This is a genomic window from Nostoc sp. 'Peltigera membranacea cyanobiont' 232 (assembly GCF_002245985.1).
In the GTDB taxonomy this organism is placed as follows: Bacteria; Cyanobacteriota; Cyanobacteriia; order Cyanobacteriales; family Nostocaceae; genus Nostoc.
In genome coordinates this window covers 1-19,532 of the sequence record NZ_NOLK01000150.1, presented here as the reverse complement: position 1 = coordinate 19,532, position 19,532 = coordinate 1, and the positions used below count along the sequence as shown (strand labels likewise).

The following is a 19,532-nucleotide window of genomic DNA, read 5'->3' as shown; positions in this document are numbered from 1 at the left end:
CCCAACTGATGAGGTTTTATCGCAGTTACACACATTTGCGTTGCAGGGACGTTTGATGGCCATCGAGCAACAGCTAAAAACCTTAGAAAAAACAGATGGGCATTGGGGATTGGGCATTGGGCATTGACAAGAATTATTTTCTAGTCCCCAGTCCCCACTCCCTTTGATCGGGGAAGATACTGTTCAATTAATGTTCGGATTTTTTCAGTCTGGAAATTGTCTGCATACTGACGCACTTCTTGAATAAATTGTTTGTATTGCCCATCTGTTTTTTCTAAGGTTTTTAGCTGTTGCTCGATGGCCATCAAACGTCCCTGCAACGCAAATGTGTGTAACTGCGATAAAACCTCATCAGTTGGGGGAACGATCTCATCTGGGGTAGATGACGATATTGCCTCTGAGTTGGCTGTTATTGGCTCCACAGCAATGGATTTTTGGTCATAAACCCATTTCAGATTCAGGTATTTTTCCAACAACTTCAGTAGCGCTGGAGCTTCTACAGGCTTGGGTAAAAACGCATCGGCTCCGGCTGTGATACTCTCATTTTGGTTACTTTCAAATACGCTAGCTGAAGAGGCGATCGCTGGAACATTCTTTAATTCAGAAATCTGTCGCAACTGTCGCAGCATCTCATAGCCATCCATTTCTGGCATCATCAGGTCTGTAATAATCAGATCGGGATGAATCTCCTGCGCCATTGCCAATCCTTCTCGACCGTTACTGACGGCAATCACTTCAAAACCCAAAGGTTCCAGTAAACTAACCACAACTGACCGATTCTCCCAACGGTCATCTACTACCAGCACCTTGAGCTTGCTGCCTTCAAATCCCAAAATCCTCCCTTGCTTAGTTGTTCGCAGACTTGTTGCCCATTCTTTAGCTTCAGGTAGTTCGACCTCAAACCAAAAAGTGCTACCTTTTCCCACCTGGCTTTCCACATTTAGAGTGCTACCCATCAAAGTCACAATTTGCTGACTGATTGCTAGTCCTAGTCCAGTACCTTCTCCTTGTTTCTTGGTATCACCCACTTGTTCAAAGGGTTGGAAGATTTTTGTGAGTCCGGCTGGTGATATCCCGACCCCTGTATCTTCGATCTCAAAGCGAATTTGATAGGTTGAAGTTTCTAGTTCGTGAGTTTGAACGCGAAATGTAACTTCGCCTTCGTCAGTAAACTTAATGGCATTGCCCAATAAGTTAATCAACACTTGGCGTAGGCGTTTTTCATCGACTGTAATGCCAACAGGTAAATAAGAATCAGGTTGATAGGTGAAAGGAATTCCTTTTTGACCAGCACGCACGCGCATCATCTCTGCAACGCCTTCCAGTAGTGCCGGAAAATAAGCATCTTCAGGATACAATTCCAACTTCCGGGCTTCGATTTTGGCGAGGTCAAGGATATCGTTAATCAGATTGAGCAAATGATTGCCGCACTGATAGATGATATCTATACCTTTTTTAGCTCGTTCTGTTAAGGGTTCACCATTTTGAAGAATTTGGGCATAGCCCAGGATGCCATTGAGTGGAGTTCGCAATTCATGGCTCATGTTAGCCAGAAACTCGCTCTTAGCAAGGTTCGCAGTATCAGCTTTCTCTTTTGCTTCTGCTAGTTCTAGTGTCCGTTCTTCTACCTTTTGTTCTAAGGTTGCAAAGGAGGTTTGCAACTGTTTGGCCATGCTATTAAAGGATGCGGAAAGTTCTCCAAGTTCATCAGTGCGATTGCTCGCTAGAGTCGCATTCCAATTTCCCGTTTCTAATTGCTTGGCGGCGCTATTGATTTGTAAAACTGGTAGGACTACAAGCGATCGCGATAGCCAACGCACTAAAACTACAGTCAGTAACAACACAGCCAAAAAATTTACGAAAGCAAATGCCGCTACCCGATATTCCTGCCGCACTACAGAACTTGCATCTAATTCAACCACCAAAAATCCATTCACCCGACCCTGAAGATTGCTGATTGGGGCATAGCCGTAGAGAATGGTTTCGCCATTTGTATTGTAAAATTCCTGCTCAACAAACGGTGCATTGTGGGCAACGGCTGTATACAAATCATCTAATGACTTTGTGTAATCCATGCCAATTAATACAGTTTTACCTCGATCGGCAGGGTCGTAGTTTAAGACATAGACAAATTTTTTATTTGGTTGTTGCCGTACTGTATAAATACGTAATATATCTTTACTGGTTGCTTGAATAGATACAAGCTTATCTTGATTAATTTTGTAAAAGGCTGAGGTGCGATCACTGCGCTGGAGAACCAATCCGTGATAATCGCTATCGATTTGGGGAACTGCCAGACTGACAATCGCCAACAGACGATTACGGATTGCCTGCCGTTGACTAGAGTACAACTGCCAGTACATGCCTGAAGCTATTGTCCCTGCCATCACTGCGATTAGCACTGAATAGGAAGCAATAATTTTTGTGCTGAGGTTCCAATTTCGCACTGGTGTGGCTCCTTTTACAGCCCCGAACTACTGAGATTAATAAGTGTATTATCAGTCATCTCCAATTATTTTTAAGATGCCCACTTCATCTGTAAAATGAACAATTGAATTGGGCATTGGGTATTGGGCATTGGGAAAGAGGAGGCAGGAGGCAGAAATAAATTCTTTAATTTTGAATTTTGAATTGATTTCTCCCTCATTGGGTTAGCCCAAGGCTGGCGCGGTAAGCGGCGCGTTGAGACTTACGTCCCACTTTGTTGGTAATCTGCTCCCATCTCTGTTCAATCTGCTGCATCGCTTGCTCTTTCGTCAGTTTACCTATTAAGAAATTGGTGAGAACACCATCAAGGACTTCCAGTTGATATTCTTGGTTATGAGGAATCCTCAGATCCAAAACCATGTTTGGACTATTCAGACTGACACCGATGGCACTTAAATAGTTGTTAGCAGCATCGGGCGACATCCCTGCTTTCACCCAGACATCAGTAGTTTTAAATTGAGAACTTCGGTAAGGGTTGACACCTGTGGCACCAATAGTGGCATCCACATTTGCCTGAGCAGGCTGACCCATATAGGAAATGAACGAGTAGGAGGCATCCTTGACCCTTGGTGCTGCTTTTGCATGGACAACGCCTGACCAACCCACGAAGGCAGTAGAAGGCGCATGATTAACCCCACCCAGGGAGTATGGACAGGTAAACTTATCGCAAGCAACCAATTTCCCTGTCTTGCGATCGAGTACCTGAGTGCTTCCCGGAGTTACAACAGCGCCTACTTTGTCAATCACTTTCGACTTGGCAGGATCGATGGCTAATGTGCCAATATCTCCCCATTCCAGGGTCAAGGCACATCTACCACTGATAAACATTTCTCTTTCGGCAAATATACCCAAGTTTGCTTCCTTGGGTGGTCCATATTCCATCGTTTTTTTATAAATATCCAGCGCCTTAGCAAAGGCTGGATTTTGAACCAGGGGTTTCATGGTTTCCAAGTCAAAAAATACTCCTTGTGCCGTTCCCTGAGATTGCAGCAAAGAACTAGCAATTGAGGAAAATAGTAAGTAAGCGCCAAAGCGAGGCCCTTTTGCCATACAAGAGCCATAATCTGGTGTCCCATCATTATTTAAGTCTTTGCCCTGAAACTGTTTAGCGATCGCCAGATATTCGTCCCAGGTTGTCGGCGGCGTTAATCCAGCGTTTTTTAAGAGATCGCTGCGATAGTAGACCATGTGAAAATCACCGTCTAAGGGTATCGTGTAAATACGGTCTTTATACTTTGCACTCACATCCCGAAAGATGGGAGCAATATCTTGCCATTGCAAGGCAGAGTCAGACTGAACACGATTAGTTAAATCTTCTAAATCGTTGGTATTAATAAAGTCAATCAACCATTTAGAAAGAATCACTGCCATATCGTACTTAGGAGTGCGGCTCGACCAGTCCTGTTGAAGTTTCTGGTAGAGGTCTCCAAAGGGAAAAGCCACCATATTGATCTTTGCGCCAGTCAGAGATTCAAAGTTACCGATGTGCCGATTAAGTGCAACATCGAGTACCCCTTTTTGGGTAATGACATTAATCGTCACACCGTCAAAGCGTTGTGCCGTGGGGTTGATCTGGGTGGATTGAGGAGATGAAGCTGTTTGAGAATTGGGTGGGGAAAAACTGCAACCTGGAACCCCTAAGCTTAACCAGAGGGCAGCTAGGCAAATCAGATAATATCGAACTCGCTGCAACAGAGAGCGGAAATTTTGCCAATTAAACATTTTATAATTCCTTCCTTCCGGCTTTTAACTGCCCAATTTTGACCATTTACAGATTTATTATTCCCAGATATATAGCGCTTCTCAGTTGAGTGAAGTACAAGAACCCCACCCCCAACCCCCTCCCCGCTCTTCGAGAGGGGGCTATGATGTAACTTGTATGATTGAGAAACGCTATATTAAAAATTTTTTATGGAGTTAGCCCCAGGCTGGCACGGTAGGCTGTGCGTTGAGACTCACGCCCAACCTCATTGGTAATCTGCTCCCAGCCCTTTTCAATCCGTTGCATCGCTTCTTCACGGGTTATCTTGTCAGTTAAGAAATCAATCAAAACTGACCCCATCACTTCTATTTGATAGCGTTGATTTTGAGGAATGCGTAAGTCCAAAACCATATTCGGACTGTTAAGGCTGACACTAATCCCGCCCAAATATTTGTCAGCAGCTTCAGATGTCATACCCGCCTTGATCCAGGCTTCTTGGTTGTTAAATTGGGAAATGCGATAGGGGTTAAAGCCTGTCTGCCCAATCGTGACATCGATATTTGATTGCGCTGGTTGACTGATGAAGGAGATAAATGCATAAGCTGCGTCCTTCACCTTGGAATTGGCTTTGGCATTGACAACACCAACCCACCCACCGCCAGCAGCATAAGGAGCATGATTAACTCTCTCAAGGCTATAGGGGCAGGTAAACTTATCGCAGGCGACTAACTTGCCAGTATTGCGATTGAGGACTTGAGTTGTGCCTGGGGTAATGGTCGCACCAACCTTGTCAATGACTTTAGAAATAGCTGGATTAATTGCGATGGTGCCAATGTCACCCCAATAAACGCTCAGGGCACATCGTCCTCTAATAAATAATTCTTTGGCTACATCGCGTTGGGTTGTGCCTTGAGGAGATCCATAATCTCTTTCTTGTTTAGAAATGTCCAATGCTTTAGCAAAGGCTTGATTATTAACTAAGGGTTTCATTGTCTGTGGGTCAAAAAATGTCCCTTGGGCAGTTCCCTGACTCTGAAGAAACGGACTGACTATTGACCAAAAGAAATAAGCTGCATTTGTCCCATTAAAAGTTCTGTCAATGCAAGATCCATAGTCAGGTTGACCATCGCCATTGAGGTCTTTTCCGTGAAATCGTCTGGCGATCGCTATATACTCTTCCCAAGTACTAGGCGGTTCTAATTTTGCCTGTTCCAGGAGGTCTTTCCGATAATAAGCCATGTGAAAGTCGCCATCAAGAGGAATTGCATAGATGCTTCTCTGGTAAGTAGCGCTGAAGTTTTGGAAGAATGGGGTAACATCTTGCCATTGCAGGGCATTATCAGCCTGCACTCGTTGCGTCAAGTCTTCCAAATAGCTAGCCTTGGCAAAATCTGTCATCCACGGAGAAACTAAAGTTGCGGCATCATACTTAGAAACACCACTAGACCAATCTTTCCAGAGGGTCTTGTACACATCCTGATGCGGGACATTAATCAGATTAACCTTTGCGCCAGTTTGTGATTCAAACTTGGAGATATGGGGCTTAATTGCCGCCGGAGAGATATCAGCCTGACTGACAAAGTTAATTGTGATGCCGTCAAAGCGCTGTGGAGTTGAGCTTGCAGTTTGTGTCGGCTGAGGTGAAGAGATTTGAGAATTGGGTGGGAAGAAACTACAACCTGGAATCCCTAAGCTCAACCAGATAGCAGCCAGGAAAATTAGACCATAGCGAACTCGCTGCCATTGGGAGCGAAAGTTTTGCCAATTAGACATTTGATAATTCCTTCCCTCTGGCAATTAAAAGCCAAATCTTAACGATTTACAGATTTATTGTTCCCAGATAGATTAATTTTTTAACTGGTAAGGTAATGACAAACTCTGTTCCTTGTCCCAGTACAGAAGTGCAGTTCAGATTACCACTGTGAGTTTCTTCGACAATTTGCCGAGCGATCGCCAACCCTAAACCCGTACCTTTACCGACAGCTTTTGTAGTAAATAAATGGTCAAAAATCTTTTGTTTTACTGATTCGCTCATCCCTTTACCATTATCACTAATTGCAATTTTTACCTTTTCATTTTCGACCGATGTTTGAATAGTTATGCAGTTGGGAATGGCTTGAATGTCTGCAAAACTCCGACCATTATTTGATTCATCTAATGCATCAATGGCATTTGCCAAAATATTCATAAATACCTGGTTGAGTTGTCCAGGGAAACAGGCAATTGCTGGGATATTACCGTAGTTGGTGACAACTTCAATGGCTGGACGAGTCTCCGAAGCCTTGAGGCGATGGCGTAAAATCAAGATGGTGCTATCAATCCCCTCGTGGAGGTTGAAGGTTTGTTTTTGGTCGCTATCGGCACGCGAAAAAGTACGAAGACTCTTGCTAATAGACTTGATGCGATCGCCACCATCTTTCATGGCTCTGATTAACTTGGGTAAATCATCCCGTAAATATTCCAGGTCGATTGTCTCTAATTCCTCTTCAATCTCAGTCCCAGGTTGAGGGAATTTATCGTTGTAGAGGTCAATCAGTCCAAATAGGTCATTAATGGAATTTTGAACAGCCTCAACGTTGCCAATAATACAGCCAACGGGATTGTTGATTTCATGGGCAACTCCGGCGACTAAGTTACCTAGCGCCGACATTTTTTCGCTTTGAACTATTTGGAGTTGGGCGTGCTGCAAATCGTTCAGGGCATTTTCTAATGCAAGGGATTTCTGCTGTAGGGCAAGTTCTGCAAGTTGACGTTCACGAAGTGCAGCTTGCTGTTCGCTAATATCCAGAAATAATCCATCCCAAACCATAGATCCATCAGCAAATCTTTGGATGCATGATTCTCCGTGTATCCACTTAATAATTCCAGAAGGTGTAATAATTTGTCCTGACCATTGCCAGGGACATAGGGCTTGAAGGGCTTCAGTGTTGGACTGCTGATAACTCACGACATCATCTGGATGCACCAGATTGTCGAAAAACTGCCAATTGGACATGGCTTGCTCTGGGGTAATTTCTAACAGGTTGTAACAGTCGGCACTAATGTAGGTCAACGATATAACCCCATCGGCACTTATGGAGTATTGATAAACAACCCCAGGAACATTATCTACAAGTCTCTCAAACCGAGAATTACTCGCGCTCAATTCGGCGAATGACTCCTCTAGTTGTTGAGCATATTTTAGCGATCGCTCATAAAGCTGGGCATTTTCTAGAGAAATGGCTGCTTGAGCGCAGAGTAAGTTGAGTAGTTCCACGCGATCGCTCGTGAACGCCCCCGTTGTTAACTTGTTTTCTAAGTACAAAATACCCAACAACTTCCCTTGATGTAAAATCGGGCTGCACAAGATACTCTGAGGCTGCTGACGAATGATATACGGGTCATTGGCTAAGATCGGATCAGCCGTTGGATCAATCAGCACAGTAGTCTGCCGATTGTGTTTGACTTTGTAAATCAGCTTCAGGGGAATATCCTGACTCTCTTCAACCAGAAGGCGCTGCAACACGACTGGCTGCGTCCCCAGGATGATTGACCCTTCGATCAGCAGGTGTTCGTCTCGCAAGAGCATTAACACACACTTATCAGCCCCAGCATTTTCAATGACGATTTCAAGCAACGATGAAAGTAGTTTTTCCAGTTCGATTTCGCTTGAGATCCTTTGAGAAGCTTTGAAAATAGCGGCTAAATCTAAAGCAACAGAGACGCTGCTACTACTGGAACTAGGGGAACTAGTAGATGTGACACTCCCCAAAACGAAGATTGTTTCGTTAGTTGACAGAGGAGAACGGGTTTGCTGGAGGATGGAGGCGAGGAGTTGAGGATAGCGTTTTTCCAAGTCGGCGACTTTGGCTTTTGCGCCCCAACGAGCATAGCCATAGTAGGCTTCAATCATGTATTCCTGGGCAATGCGCTTTTTGTCCCAATCTAGATAGAATTTGGCTGCCAGTTCATTGGCTAAGGCTTCTTCGTTGATAAACTGATGTGCTTTAGCAAGAGTTATAGCTTGGTCATAACACTCACTGGCGGCGACTTTTTCACCCAAAACTCGATGACGTTCAGCCTCAACTAGATACCATTTATGTAAATGATTCATCGGGGCATTTTGCGCCCATTGATGGAGAGCAGTTTGATGAGTTATGGCAACAGCAAGCAGCTTTGCTTGTTCTGCATCTGGCTGGGTGGGGAAGAGTGCCAGATGAGTTAGCGCAGCATAAAAATGGAAAATAGAAGTAAAAAACATTCCCGATACTGCCATCAAATAAGACTTGACTGAGGTGATGTAATCGAGGGCAGCCTGATAATTGCCAAAGTAGTAGGCAAGCAGCAGTTTGTAGATGTAGACAATGGCAATGGAGGTAAGATCGTTATCTTGCTGGTGCTTCGGCAGCATTAGCGTCTCATCATAGATAGTGCCAGTTAAGCAATCTGGTTGGCTTACCGTTTCTCTCAAATGCTCCAGCGTTTGCCGCACCATATCCGAATAAATATGCGCCGAATCTTGTTTCATCTGAGCTAGGACAGCATTGTAAGCAGCCAATTCGGATGACAACGCGTCCACCTCTACACCTGCGAAAAGCGCATTACAGGCGTAAGCTGCTATGTTGTAGCCAGCGTAGAGAAAATCGCCTGTTTCTATGCCAGTGGTGTAGCCATCTTTCAGTGTCGGTAATGTTGCCAAGACTGCTTGCTGGTGATGTTGGATGAAAGATCCAAACAAGTTTAGAGCGAGGGACTTCATAGACTGAGCATTCAACCCCTCTAGCAACGAGAGCGCTAATCTACCAAACTCGTAGCCTGTTTCGACTTTGCCCAAAAAGGCACATAGGATCATCCCATGAAGCCCATATCCTACCGTCGAGGCGGGGGCATTGCCAAACTGGAGCGACAACTTCACCATCGTTGCGCCCAAGAGAGGCAGTAATCCGGGCATTCCCAGCAACACTGGTGCAAACAACACTCCTAATAGTTGCATCGCAGCGATCGCGGTGGGATCGCTCATCCTGGGTAAATTAACCAGGGTAGATGGATTGTTACCCCTTTGAAGATTTACAAGGTCTTGTAGCACTTTGTTGATTTGGGCTTCATCGGCTGCAATCGGCAGATCGACCCCTAATTGACTCAGTGCATCTCTTCCCACTGCGATCGCCTCTAATATTTGGCTTTGGGCTGTTTGTGCAGCGATTTGAATTTCGTAGATTTTAACTTTGTCTAAAATGGTCTGAGCTTTTTGCAACACTAATGCGGCCAGCTGTTCCATCTCCTCAAAGTCACCATTCAAATAGCTAGCTTCAGCAGTGGTAATATACAGATTCAGAGTCAATTCATACTGATGTTGCCAGCAGTCTGGCTGTAATAGCTTCATCCCGGTTTGGAAATAAACTCTTGCTGCGGCGTAGGCTGTCGAATTTCTCGCCTTGACTCCAGCTTTGAAGTTCAGTTGAGCAAGTACTTCTCGTTCGCTCACTTGAGTAATTAACTCTTGTCCTAAATTCAAATGCAGGACAATATCAAATAGTTTTTCCTCAAGCTCAATCTCGGACAAGTTTTGTCGCAATAACTGTCCAATTTGGAGATGAGTTGCTGTTTTTTGCTCATCGGGAATTAGGGAATAAGCCGCTTGTTGTACTCGGTCATGTAAAAATTTGTATGTAACAGTCTCTTGATTTTCTTGAGTAACTACAAGATTATCTTGCCCAACATAAAACTTATAAACATCACCAATTGGTAAAATCAATCCTGATTGTAATGCTTTCCACAAAGCAGCAGCTGTCTCAATTTGCGATTGTTCGGAAATAATTGCCAAAGTTGCTAAATCAAACTGGTTGCCAATACAAGCAGCTAACTGCAATACCTCTTGAGTTGATGGCGGTAGTTTTCCTAATTGCAATGCCATAAAGGCCACAATGTCATCTGTAACCGCTTGAATTGTCACTTGGGCAATATCAAATTGCCAACAGCCGAACTCCAAATCAAATTGAATCAGATTTTCTTGATGCAGTGCTTTGAGAAACTGGGTTACGAAAAACGGATTCCCTTTGGTTTTCTGATAAATTAATACGGAAAGAGTCCATGCCAAACTTTCTGGACATTTCAATGTGTCAGCAACTAGCTGATTTACTCGATCTTGACTCAGTGGTGCTAAAGTAATCTTATTAATCGTTGCTTGAGTTTTTTGAATCTCACTCAAAGTCAACATGAAGGCATGTGCTGGATTGACCTCGTTATCACGGTAAGCACCAATTAATAAAAGATGACCTGTATCAGCCATTAATATCTGCATTAATTTTAGTGATGCTGAATCTGCCCATTGCAAATCATCTAAAAACATCACTAATGGATGTTCTGGCTTGGTAAAAACTTGGGTAAATTTTTGAAACAATAAATTAAATCTATTTTGTGCCGCCGTTCCTGATAACTCTATCGCTGCTGGTTGTTCACCAATAATTGTTTCTAATTCGGGGATGACTTCAATAATTACCTGTCCATTTTCGCCAACTGCCTCTAAAATTTGGTTTTTCCATTGCTGAATTTGTGCGTCACTTTCGGTTAACAATTGCCCGATTAAATCTCGAAATGCTTGCACAAAAGCACTCAAGGGAATATTTCGTTGAAATTGATCGAATTTACCTTTGATAAAATAACCCCGTTGTCGGACAATCGGTTTATGAACTTCATTGACAACCGCAGTTTTACCAATTCCCGAAAAACCAGCTACCAGCATCATTTCTACGCCCCTATGTCCCTCCTTATTAAGGGGGGATTCAGGGGGGTTAGCGACTCTTTCAAATGCTTGAAGTAAGGTTTCTACTTCGGTTTCTCTGCCATATAATTGATCGGGGATGAGGAAGCGATCGCCCACATCCCGTCGCGCAATTGGGAAACTTTTAATTTCACCAGTTTTATTTAGCTGATATAAACAATCTTCTAAATCAAATTTCAGTCCCAATGCACTCTGATATCTATCTTCAGCATTTTTCGCCATCAATTTGCTGACAAGATCGCAAAGGACTTGAGGAATCTCTTTTCCCTTGACCCTTTCCCTTAAATTGGGTGCTGGTTTAGCAATATGACAATGCACCAACTCCATCGGATCTTTTGATGAAAATGGTAGTTCTCCTGTCAGTAATTCGTAGAAAGTCACACCCAAAGAATAAAAGTCAGTGCGGTAGTCAATCCCCCGATTCATTCTTCCTGTTTGTTCTGGGGATATATAAGCGAGTGTTCCTTCTAAGACATTGGGATTGATGAATGTTTGGGTTTCTCGTGGTAGCAGAGATGCAATACTGAAGTCAATTAATTTAACTTGTTTGGTTTCGGGGTTAATTAAAATATTGCTAGGTTTAATATCTTTATGAATAATCCGCTGACGATAGAGAATATCTAAAGCATTGCACAGTGCGATCGCAATCTCTAAAAACTCTTGACCAGACGCGATATATCGCGTCTGGTCAGAGGTGAAATAATCTTTAAGAGAAATCCCCCCAAAATCTTCCATCACCAGCGCATAGCCATTTTGGTATGGTTCCAGGCTGTAAGTGCTGATAATCAAAGGTGAGTTGAGATTTTTGGCAATGGTGTACTGATTGCGAAACTGCACCAATTCACTGAAACTCGGATATGGATTCTTCAGCAGTTTAATCACTACTGGTAATGAGTCAGTTTCTCGATAACCACGATAAACCACGGTTCTGGAACCATTGTAGAGTTCTCCACTCATGCGATATCCGGTAATACTGGCTAGATTGCTTACCATACTGCTAAATTCTGAAGACTTTCAGATTTAGTGTTCCCAGATATAGCCCTACTTCATCATTCGTGAGAGGTTCAGATCCCCGACAACTTTTACGAAGTCGGGGATCTTGTTGTTCAATAATTTATACCGGAAATTCAATGATGAATTCTGTACCTTCACCTAAAACCGAGTTACAACTCAATTTTCCACCGTGAGTTAATTCGACAATTTGCCGAGCGATCGCTAACCCTAACCCTGTACCTTTACCAACAGCTTTTGTAGTAAATAAATGGTCAAATATTTTTGATTTGACTGATTCACTCATTCCCTTACCATTATCAGCGATCGCAATTTTAACTAGATTATTTTCGATTGATGTTGTAATCGTAATGCAGTTAGGATTGGCTTTAATTTCTTCAAAACTGCGTCCGGTATTAGATTCATCTAAGGCATCAATGGCATTTGCGATCAGATTCATAAATACCTGATTTAATTGACCGGGGAAGCATTGAATTTGAGGTAAATTACTGTAATTGGTGACAACTTCAATTGCTGGACGTTGTTCATTAGCCTTGAGACGATGTTTCAAAATTAAAATCGTGCTATCAATACCTTCATGAATGTTAAATGGCACTTTGTAGTCTTGATCGGCACGAGAGAAAGTTCTTAAACTGGTGCTGATGTTCTTTAGCCTGTCGCACGCCATCGACATAGAATCAATCATCTTGGGTAAGTCTGATAAGCTATAATCCAAGTCGATTTCTTCGGCATGGTCTTTGATTTCCTCACTTTTGTTGGGTAAACTTTTTTGATATAGTCCGAGATGTTCAACAATATCAGCTAGGGTGGGTTTAGCTTGTTTTAGACTGGCAGCAATAAAACCCAAAGGATTATTCATTTCATGGGCTACCCCTGCGACTAAATTACCCAACGCAGACATTTTTTCACTCTGCACTATTTGTAATTGGGCGTTTTGCAGTTCTTGCTCTGCCCGTTTGCGATCGCTAATATCCAAATATAATCCATCCCAAACCATAGAGCCATCGGCAAATCTTTGGATTTGAGATTCCCCATGAATCCACTTGATAATTCCTGATGGGGTGATAATTCGCCCTGACCAGTGCCAGGGAGATTCGGTTTGAATGGTGTGAGTTTGGGACTGTAGAAAACTTGCGATGTCATCTGGATGCACCATATTGGTGAAAAACTGCCAATTGGACATAGCTTGCTGTGGGGTAATTTCTAGCAAGTTGTAACAATTTGCACTAATGTAGCTCAACGATATAACCCCATCGGCACTCATGGGATATTGAAAAACTACCCCAGGCACATTGTCTACCAAGCTATGGAAGCGATAGTTACTCGCACTCAATGAGTTCAGTGATTCCTCTAGCTGTTGGGCATAGTTCTGCGATCGCTCATACAATTGAGCATTTTCTAGGGAAATCGCCGCTTGAGCGCAAAGTAAATTGAGTAGTTCGACGCGATCGCTTGTGAACGCCCCCGTTGCTAGATTATTTTCTAGATATAAAATGCCCATCAACTTCCCTTGATGCAAAATCGGGCTACACAAGATACTCTTGGGCTGCTGACGGATGATATAGGGGTCATTAGCTAAGGTGCGATCGGTACTTGCATTCACCAGCACAGCAGTTTGCTTGTCATGCAAGACTTTGTAAATCAGTCTGTGGGGAATGTCCTGGCTATCTTCAATGGGAATACGCTGCAAGACAACTGGCTTTGAACCTGTGGTAATTGACCCTTTGATTAACAGGCGCGAGTCTCGCATAAGCATGAACACGCATTTATCAGCCCCCGCATTTTCGATGACGATCTCAAGCAACGATGAAAGTAGATTTTCCAGTTCGATTTCACCGGAAATAGTATGAGAAGCTTTGAGAATAGTAGCTAAATCTAAAGCCAGAGAAACATTACTACTCGATATGGCCGAACTGGTGGAGGTGACACTACCCAATGTGAACAGAGTTTCGTGAGTGGAGAGAGGAGAACGGGTTTGCTCTAATATAGGTCTAAGTAGTTGCGGATAGCGAGCTTCTAGGTCAGCGACTTTGGCTTTTGCACCCCAACGAGCATAGGCATAGTAGGCTTCAATCATGTAGTCCCCAGCAATGCGCTGTCTGCCCCAATCTAGGTAGAATTTGGCTGCCAGTTCGTTAGCAAGTGCTTCTTCTTGGGTATATTCGTTGGCTTTGGCTAGAGTTATCGCCTTGTCGTAAAACTCAATTGCTTCGGCTTTTTGTCCTAACACTCGACATTTTTCTGCCGCTACCAAATCAACCTTATGTTGATAATTCATGGGTGCATGATACGCCCATTGCTGTAACTTGGTTTGATTTTCTATGACACCCTGCAATGCTTCTGATGTTTCATCTAACTGTGGATTTAATTGTGCCAGAGTTAGCAGAGAATCATAAAGATAAAATACTGGTTCGCTGACTAATCCCGCACCAGCCATAAAATAGCGCCTGACTTCAATAGCATGATTTTTCGCTGGCTCAATTTCTCCAAACAAGAAACAAAGCATTAGTTTATACAAATGGAAAATATACAATCCATATCCATCTTTGGCAGACTGTAGCTGCTGGAGAAATTCTGTTTCTTCAAGGGCTTTCCCAGACAAAAGGGTGGTATGTTCTGCAAGACCTAGCAGATTTAAAACAGGTTGCCAATAAATCCGGCAATAATTTGCGGTTGTTAATTGATTTAATTGCGTCAAACTATGGCAGTAGGCGCAAATATCCTGCTCTAAGGTAGCCAAGGATTGACCACACCAAAAAGAATTGAGACAAAAACTGTGGCCATTGTACCCAGCAAATACAAGGTTTCCAAATTCTATGGCAGTGGTGTAACCCTCTTGCAACAGAGGTAGTGTTTCTTGAATGTGAGAGTTGCGGTGTACAATAAACAACCCCAAGAGCATCAAAACCTCTGTTTTACTTGCTTTGGCATCGAGTTTTGAGATAATCTGGAGTGCCAGAGAACCAAACTGTGTTCCTGTATCCACGACTTGGAAGAAATTGCAGAGAATATTGCCATAGTTCGTATAGCCGAAAGCAGAAATCGATGTGTTACCGTACTGAATCGAAAGTTTAACCGACAAAGTATTCAGCAATGGGAACAGCATTGAGCCAGTGAGGTAAGCGGCTGGGCTGATGATATTGACAATTTTAAGAGTACCAAGTTTTTCTGCATCTGTCATTTCAGGCAAGTTAACCAAATCGGCAATTTTTCTATTTCCAATGAGTTCCTCAATCTCTTGGATTTCCTGTTGAATATCTGATGGTGTCGGTGTTTCAGGAAAGGTGACACCAAGCTGTTGTAAGATTCGTTGGGCGATCGCGATCGCTGATGTCAGTTTACTTTGGGAAATATGAGATTGAATTTTCATACAGTAAACGTTGACTTTTTCAGGTAAGGAATGTGCCTGTTGAATGACAATATCAATAAACTGTTCCATCGCCTCAAAGTTACCGTTTAGCATTGCTACTTCCGCAGCTAATTCATATAAGGCGAGGGTCATTTCATACTGCTGCTGCCAAGTATTTTCTGCCAACAAAGACAATCCCACTGTCGCATATTCACGCGCTGCTTGATAGGCGGTTGAAGTTTTAGCTTTGCGACAGGCAATTAAATTGAGCCTAGCTAATTCTTCTTGTTGAGTTAGTTGGGTAATTAAAGCAGTTCCGTGATTTAATTGATTGACGATTTCAAAAATCCGGTCAACTCTAGCTTGTGCGGAAATCTGTTGTAGAAGCAGTTGTCCGATTTGGTAATGAGTCGTTTGTTTTTGGTCATCGGGAATTAGGGAATAGGCTGCTTGTTGAACGCGATCGTGTAAAAATTTGTAAGAAACTGTCATTTGTCCATTGTCATTGGTCATTTGTTTTTGACTATCTACTAATGACAGATGACTAATACTTCTCTGCGAGACGCTACGCGAACGACTACGCTCAGTACAAGTGACTAATGACTCTTGTTGATAAAACTTATAAACATCACTGAGCGGTAAAATCAAACCTTCTTGCAATGCTTTCCATAAATTGGCTGCGGTTTCTACTTCTGAGTGTTCTGAAACAATTGCTAATGTTGTTAGATCGAACTGATTGCCAATACAAGCGGCTAACTTCAGAATATTCTGGGTTGCTAAGGGTAACTTCTCTAACTGCAACGCCATAAATTCTACAACATCATCGGTCAAGGCTTGTTGATTAATTTTGGACAGATCGCATTGCCAACAGCCTAACTCCAAGTTAAACTGAATGAGATTTTCTTCGTGTAGGGCTTTGATAAATTGGGTGGCAAAAAATGGGTTGCCTTTAGTTTTTTGATAGACTAATTGTGAAAGGGGTAATGCCAAATTTTCGGTAATTTTTAGGGTATCAGCGACTAATTGATTGATTTGGGATTGACTCAGGGGTGTTAAAGTAATAGTATTAATGGCTGCTTGATTTTTTTGAATTTCGCTCAAAGTCAACATTAATGGATGTGCTGGATTGACTTCATTATCTCGATAAGCACCAATGATGAAAAGATGACCTGTATCAGCCATTAATAGCTCAATCAACTTTAATGATGCTGAATCAGCCCATTGTAAATCATCTAAAAACATCACTAATGGATGTTCGGCGCTAGTAAAGACTTGGGTGAATTTTTGAAACAATAAATTAAAGCGATTTTGGGCTGCCGTTCCTGATAATTCTACTGCTGGTGGTTGTTCACCAATGATTTTTTCTAATTCGGGAATGACTTCAATAATTACCTGACCATTCTCTCCAACAGTTTCTAATATTTGATTTTTCCATTGCTCTAGTTGGACATCACTTTCGGTTAACAATTGCCCCATTAAATCCCGAAATGCTTGTACAAAAGCAGAGAAGGGAATATTGCGTTGAAATTGGTCAAATTTGCCTTTGATAAAATAACCGCGTTGCCGAACAATTGGTTTATGAACTTCGTTGACAACGGCGGTTTTCCCAATACCCGAAAAACCTGCTACCAGCATCATTTCTGTTGCACCAAGACTGACTCGCTCAAATGCTTGCAGTAAAGTTTCTGCTTCGGTTTCTCGTCCGTAGAGTTTGTCGGGAATGATGAAGCGATCGCAAACATCCCGTTGTCCAATCTCAAAACTTTGAATTTCACCAGAAACTTGTAGCTGATCTAAACAATTTTCTAAATCACACTTCAGTCCCAAAGCACTCTGATATCTATCTTCGGCATTTTTTGCCATCAATTTCATGACGATATCTGAAATCACCTGCGGAATCTCTTCTCTATCCCCTAAAAGTGGTGGAAGTTTAGCAATATGAGAATGTACCAACTCCATCGGATCGTTTGACGCAAAAGGTAACTTTCCTGTGAGTAACTCGTAGAATGTCACACCTAAAGAATAGAAATCTGTGCGGTAATCAATTCCGCGATTCATCCTCCCCGTTTGTTCTGGGGAAATATAAGCTAGTGTTCCTTCTAAGACATTGGGATTGATTAGTGTTTGGGTTTCTCGTGGTAGTAAAGATGCGATACTAAAGTCGATTAATTTAACTTGTTTGGTTTCTGGATTAATTAAAATATTGGCGGGTTTGATATCTTTATGAATAATCCGCTCTCGGTAGAGTATATCTAAGGTATTGCACAGGGCGATCGCAATTCGTAAAAACTCTTCTATAGATGCGATATGTGGCGTCTCTGGTGAGGTGAAATAATTTTTCAGAGAAATCCCCCCAAAGTCTTCCATCACCAGCGCATAGCCATTCTGATAGGCTTGGAGACTGTAGGTTTGAACGATTAGCGGTGAGTTGAGATTTTTAGCAATAGTATACTGATTGCGAAACGACAAGAGTTCATGGAAACTGGGATAAAGATTTTTCAGCAGTTTAATGACTACAGGTAATGAGTCAGTCTCTCGAACCCCTCGATACACTAGGGTTCTCGAACCATTGTAGAGTTCTTCGCTAACCTTGTATCCGCGAATATTGACAATAGTGCTAACCATGCTGCTAAATCTGTGAAACTTCCAGATTTAGTATTCCCAAAAAAGATCCCCGACTTCGCGCAAGTTGTCGGGGATCTGAGGACTAAACTAAACCTCATCTATCTTGAAACCTAGAGTTTTTTAAAAGATATATTTATGTAGGTTGGGTGGAGTGAAACGCAACCCAACATTACCACCTTATGTATGTTGGGTTACGCGATAGCGTAACCCAACCTACAAAACTACGGTTCTTAAGGTAGACGAGGTTTATAACGGAATTTCAATGAAAAATTCTGTTCCCTCTCCTAGTTTAGAAATGCAGCTTAACTGACCTCCATGTTTTTCTACTACAATCGAATAGCTAGTTGACAATCCCAAACCTGTAGCACTACCAATCGGCTTTGTAGTAAAAAATGGATTAAACATCTTATTTTGCACGGACTCGCTCATCCCTACACCGTTGTCTGCAATGCGGATTAGTACCTTTTTAGGTTCTAAAAATTCCGTCCGAATTATAATAGTAGGTGTGCGATTTACCTTTGATTCTTGTAAAGCATCAATGGCATTATTTATCAGATGTATAAATACCTGATTTAAGGCTGAAGCATAACAATTGACTAAAGGCAAATTTGCATATTCTCGAATAACTGTAATCTCGGAATGCTTGCTATTGTTTTTAAGTCGATGTTGCAAAATTAACAGTGTGCTATCAATACCAGAATGAATGTCTACTGATTTTATTTCTGATTCATCCAAACGGGAAAAATTTCGCAGTGACAGCACAATTTGACGGATGCGATCTGCTCCTATTCTCATCGAGGAGAGTAGCTTTTGTAAATCATTCACCAGAAATTCTAGTTCTATCTCGGTGATTTTTGCGGCAATCTCTGGCAATGGTTGCGGATAGTATTTCTGATATAAGTTATTTAATTCAATTAAGGAAGCAACATATTCACTGGCTGGTTCTAAGTTGCCATAGATGAAATTAATCGGATTATTAATTTCATGAGCAATTCCGGCAACTAGCTGTCCCAACCCGGACATTTTTTCAGCTTGAATTAGTTTGGCTTGAGTCGAGTATAGTTTTTCTAAGGTTGATTCTAGCTGAGTGTAAGAACGTGTGATTTCCTGGGTGCGTTCTTCGACTTTTTGCTCCAGAGTATGAGAATATTCCTCTAATTGGCGATAAAGTTGGGCATTTTCTAGAGAGATCGCTGCTTGAGTCGTGAGGAGTTTGAGAACTTGTAGGCGATCGCTCGTAAACGCTCCCACCGTCAGGTTATTTTCTAGGTACAAAATGCCAATCAATTTGCCTTGGTTGAGAATTGGCGCACAGAGAATACTCTTAGGTGAATGGCGAATAATATAAGGGTCAGCCGCTAGGGTTGGCTCAACTACTGCATTCTCAATTACAGTCAAGGTGAGGGTATTTTTGACCCGATTGATTAGGGTAACGGGTACTGTTTGACCATCATCAAAGGGCAGCGAATGCAAGAGAATAGCAGGTTGATCGAGTTGAGATAATGCCTCAATTACCCAGTGTGACCCGCATTTCTCACAAGCTTCAGGCGTTTGATAGAGCAGAGGGGCGGAGGGGCAGAGGGGCAGAGGGGCAGAGG

6 protein-coding genes are annotated in these 19,532 nt (G+C 42.5%); all 6 read right to left on the bottom strand.

What is annotated here, in order from left to right; genetic code table 11:
• Positions 1-140: 140 nt before the first annotated feature.
• Positions 141-2,447, bottom strand: a complete 2,307-nt coding sequence (locus CDG79_RS32030) for an ATP-binding protein (protein ID WP_223278455.1) — start codon at positions 2,445-2,447, stop codon at positions 141-143.
• 196 nt (positions 2,448-2,643) lie between these two features.
• Positions 2,644-4,209 (bottom strand): ABC transporter substrate-binding protein, encoded by a 1,566-nt coding sequence (locus CDG79_RS32025; protein WP_094345724.1) that lies wholly within the window; start codon positions 4,207-4,209, stop codon positions 2,644-2,646.
• A 187-nt stretch (positions 4,210-4,396) separates the two neighbouring features.
• Positions 4,397-5,962 (bottom strand): ABC transporter substrate-binding protein, encoded by a 1,566-nt coding sequence (locus tag CDG79_RS32020; protein ID WP_094345723.1) that lies wholly within the window; start codon positions 5,960-5,962, stop codon positions 4,397-4,399.
• A 46-nt stretch (positions 5,963-6,008) separates the two neighbouring features.
• On the bottom strand, positions 6,009-11,942 hold the full coding sequence (locus CDG79_RS32015) for a trifunctional serine/threonine-protein kinase/ATP-binding protein/sensor histidine kinase (protein ID WP_094345722.1): 5,934 nt from the start codon (positions 11,940-11,942) through the stop codon (positions 6,009-6,011).
• Between the two features lie 121 nt (positions 11,943-12,063).
• A complete protein-coding gene (locus CDG79_RS32010) occupies positions 12,064-17,934 on the bottom strand; it encodes an ATP-binding sensor histidine kinase (protein ID WP_094345721.1) in 5,871 nt (1,956 codons plus the stop codon).
• 246 nt (positions 17,935-18,180) lie between these two features.
• Positions 18,181-19,532, bottom strand: a 1,352-nt coding sequence (locus CDG79_RS32005; protein ID WP_143855638.1) for a GAF domain-containing sensor histidine kinase, incomplete at its 5' end; no start/stop codon positions are given.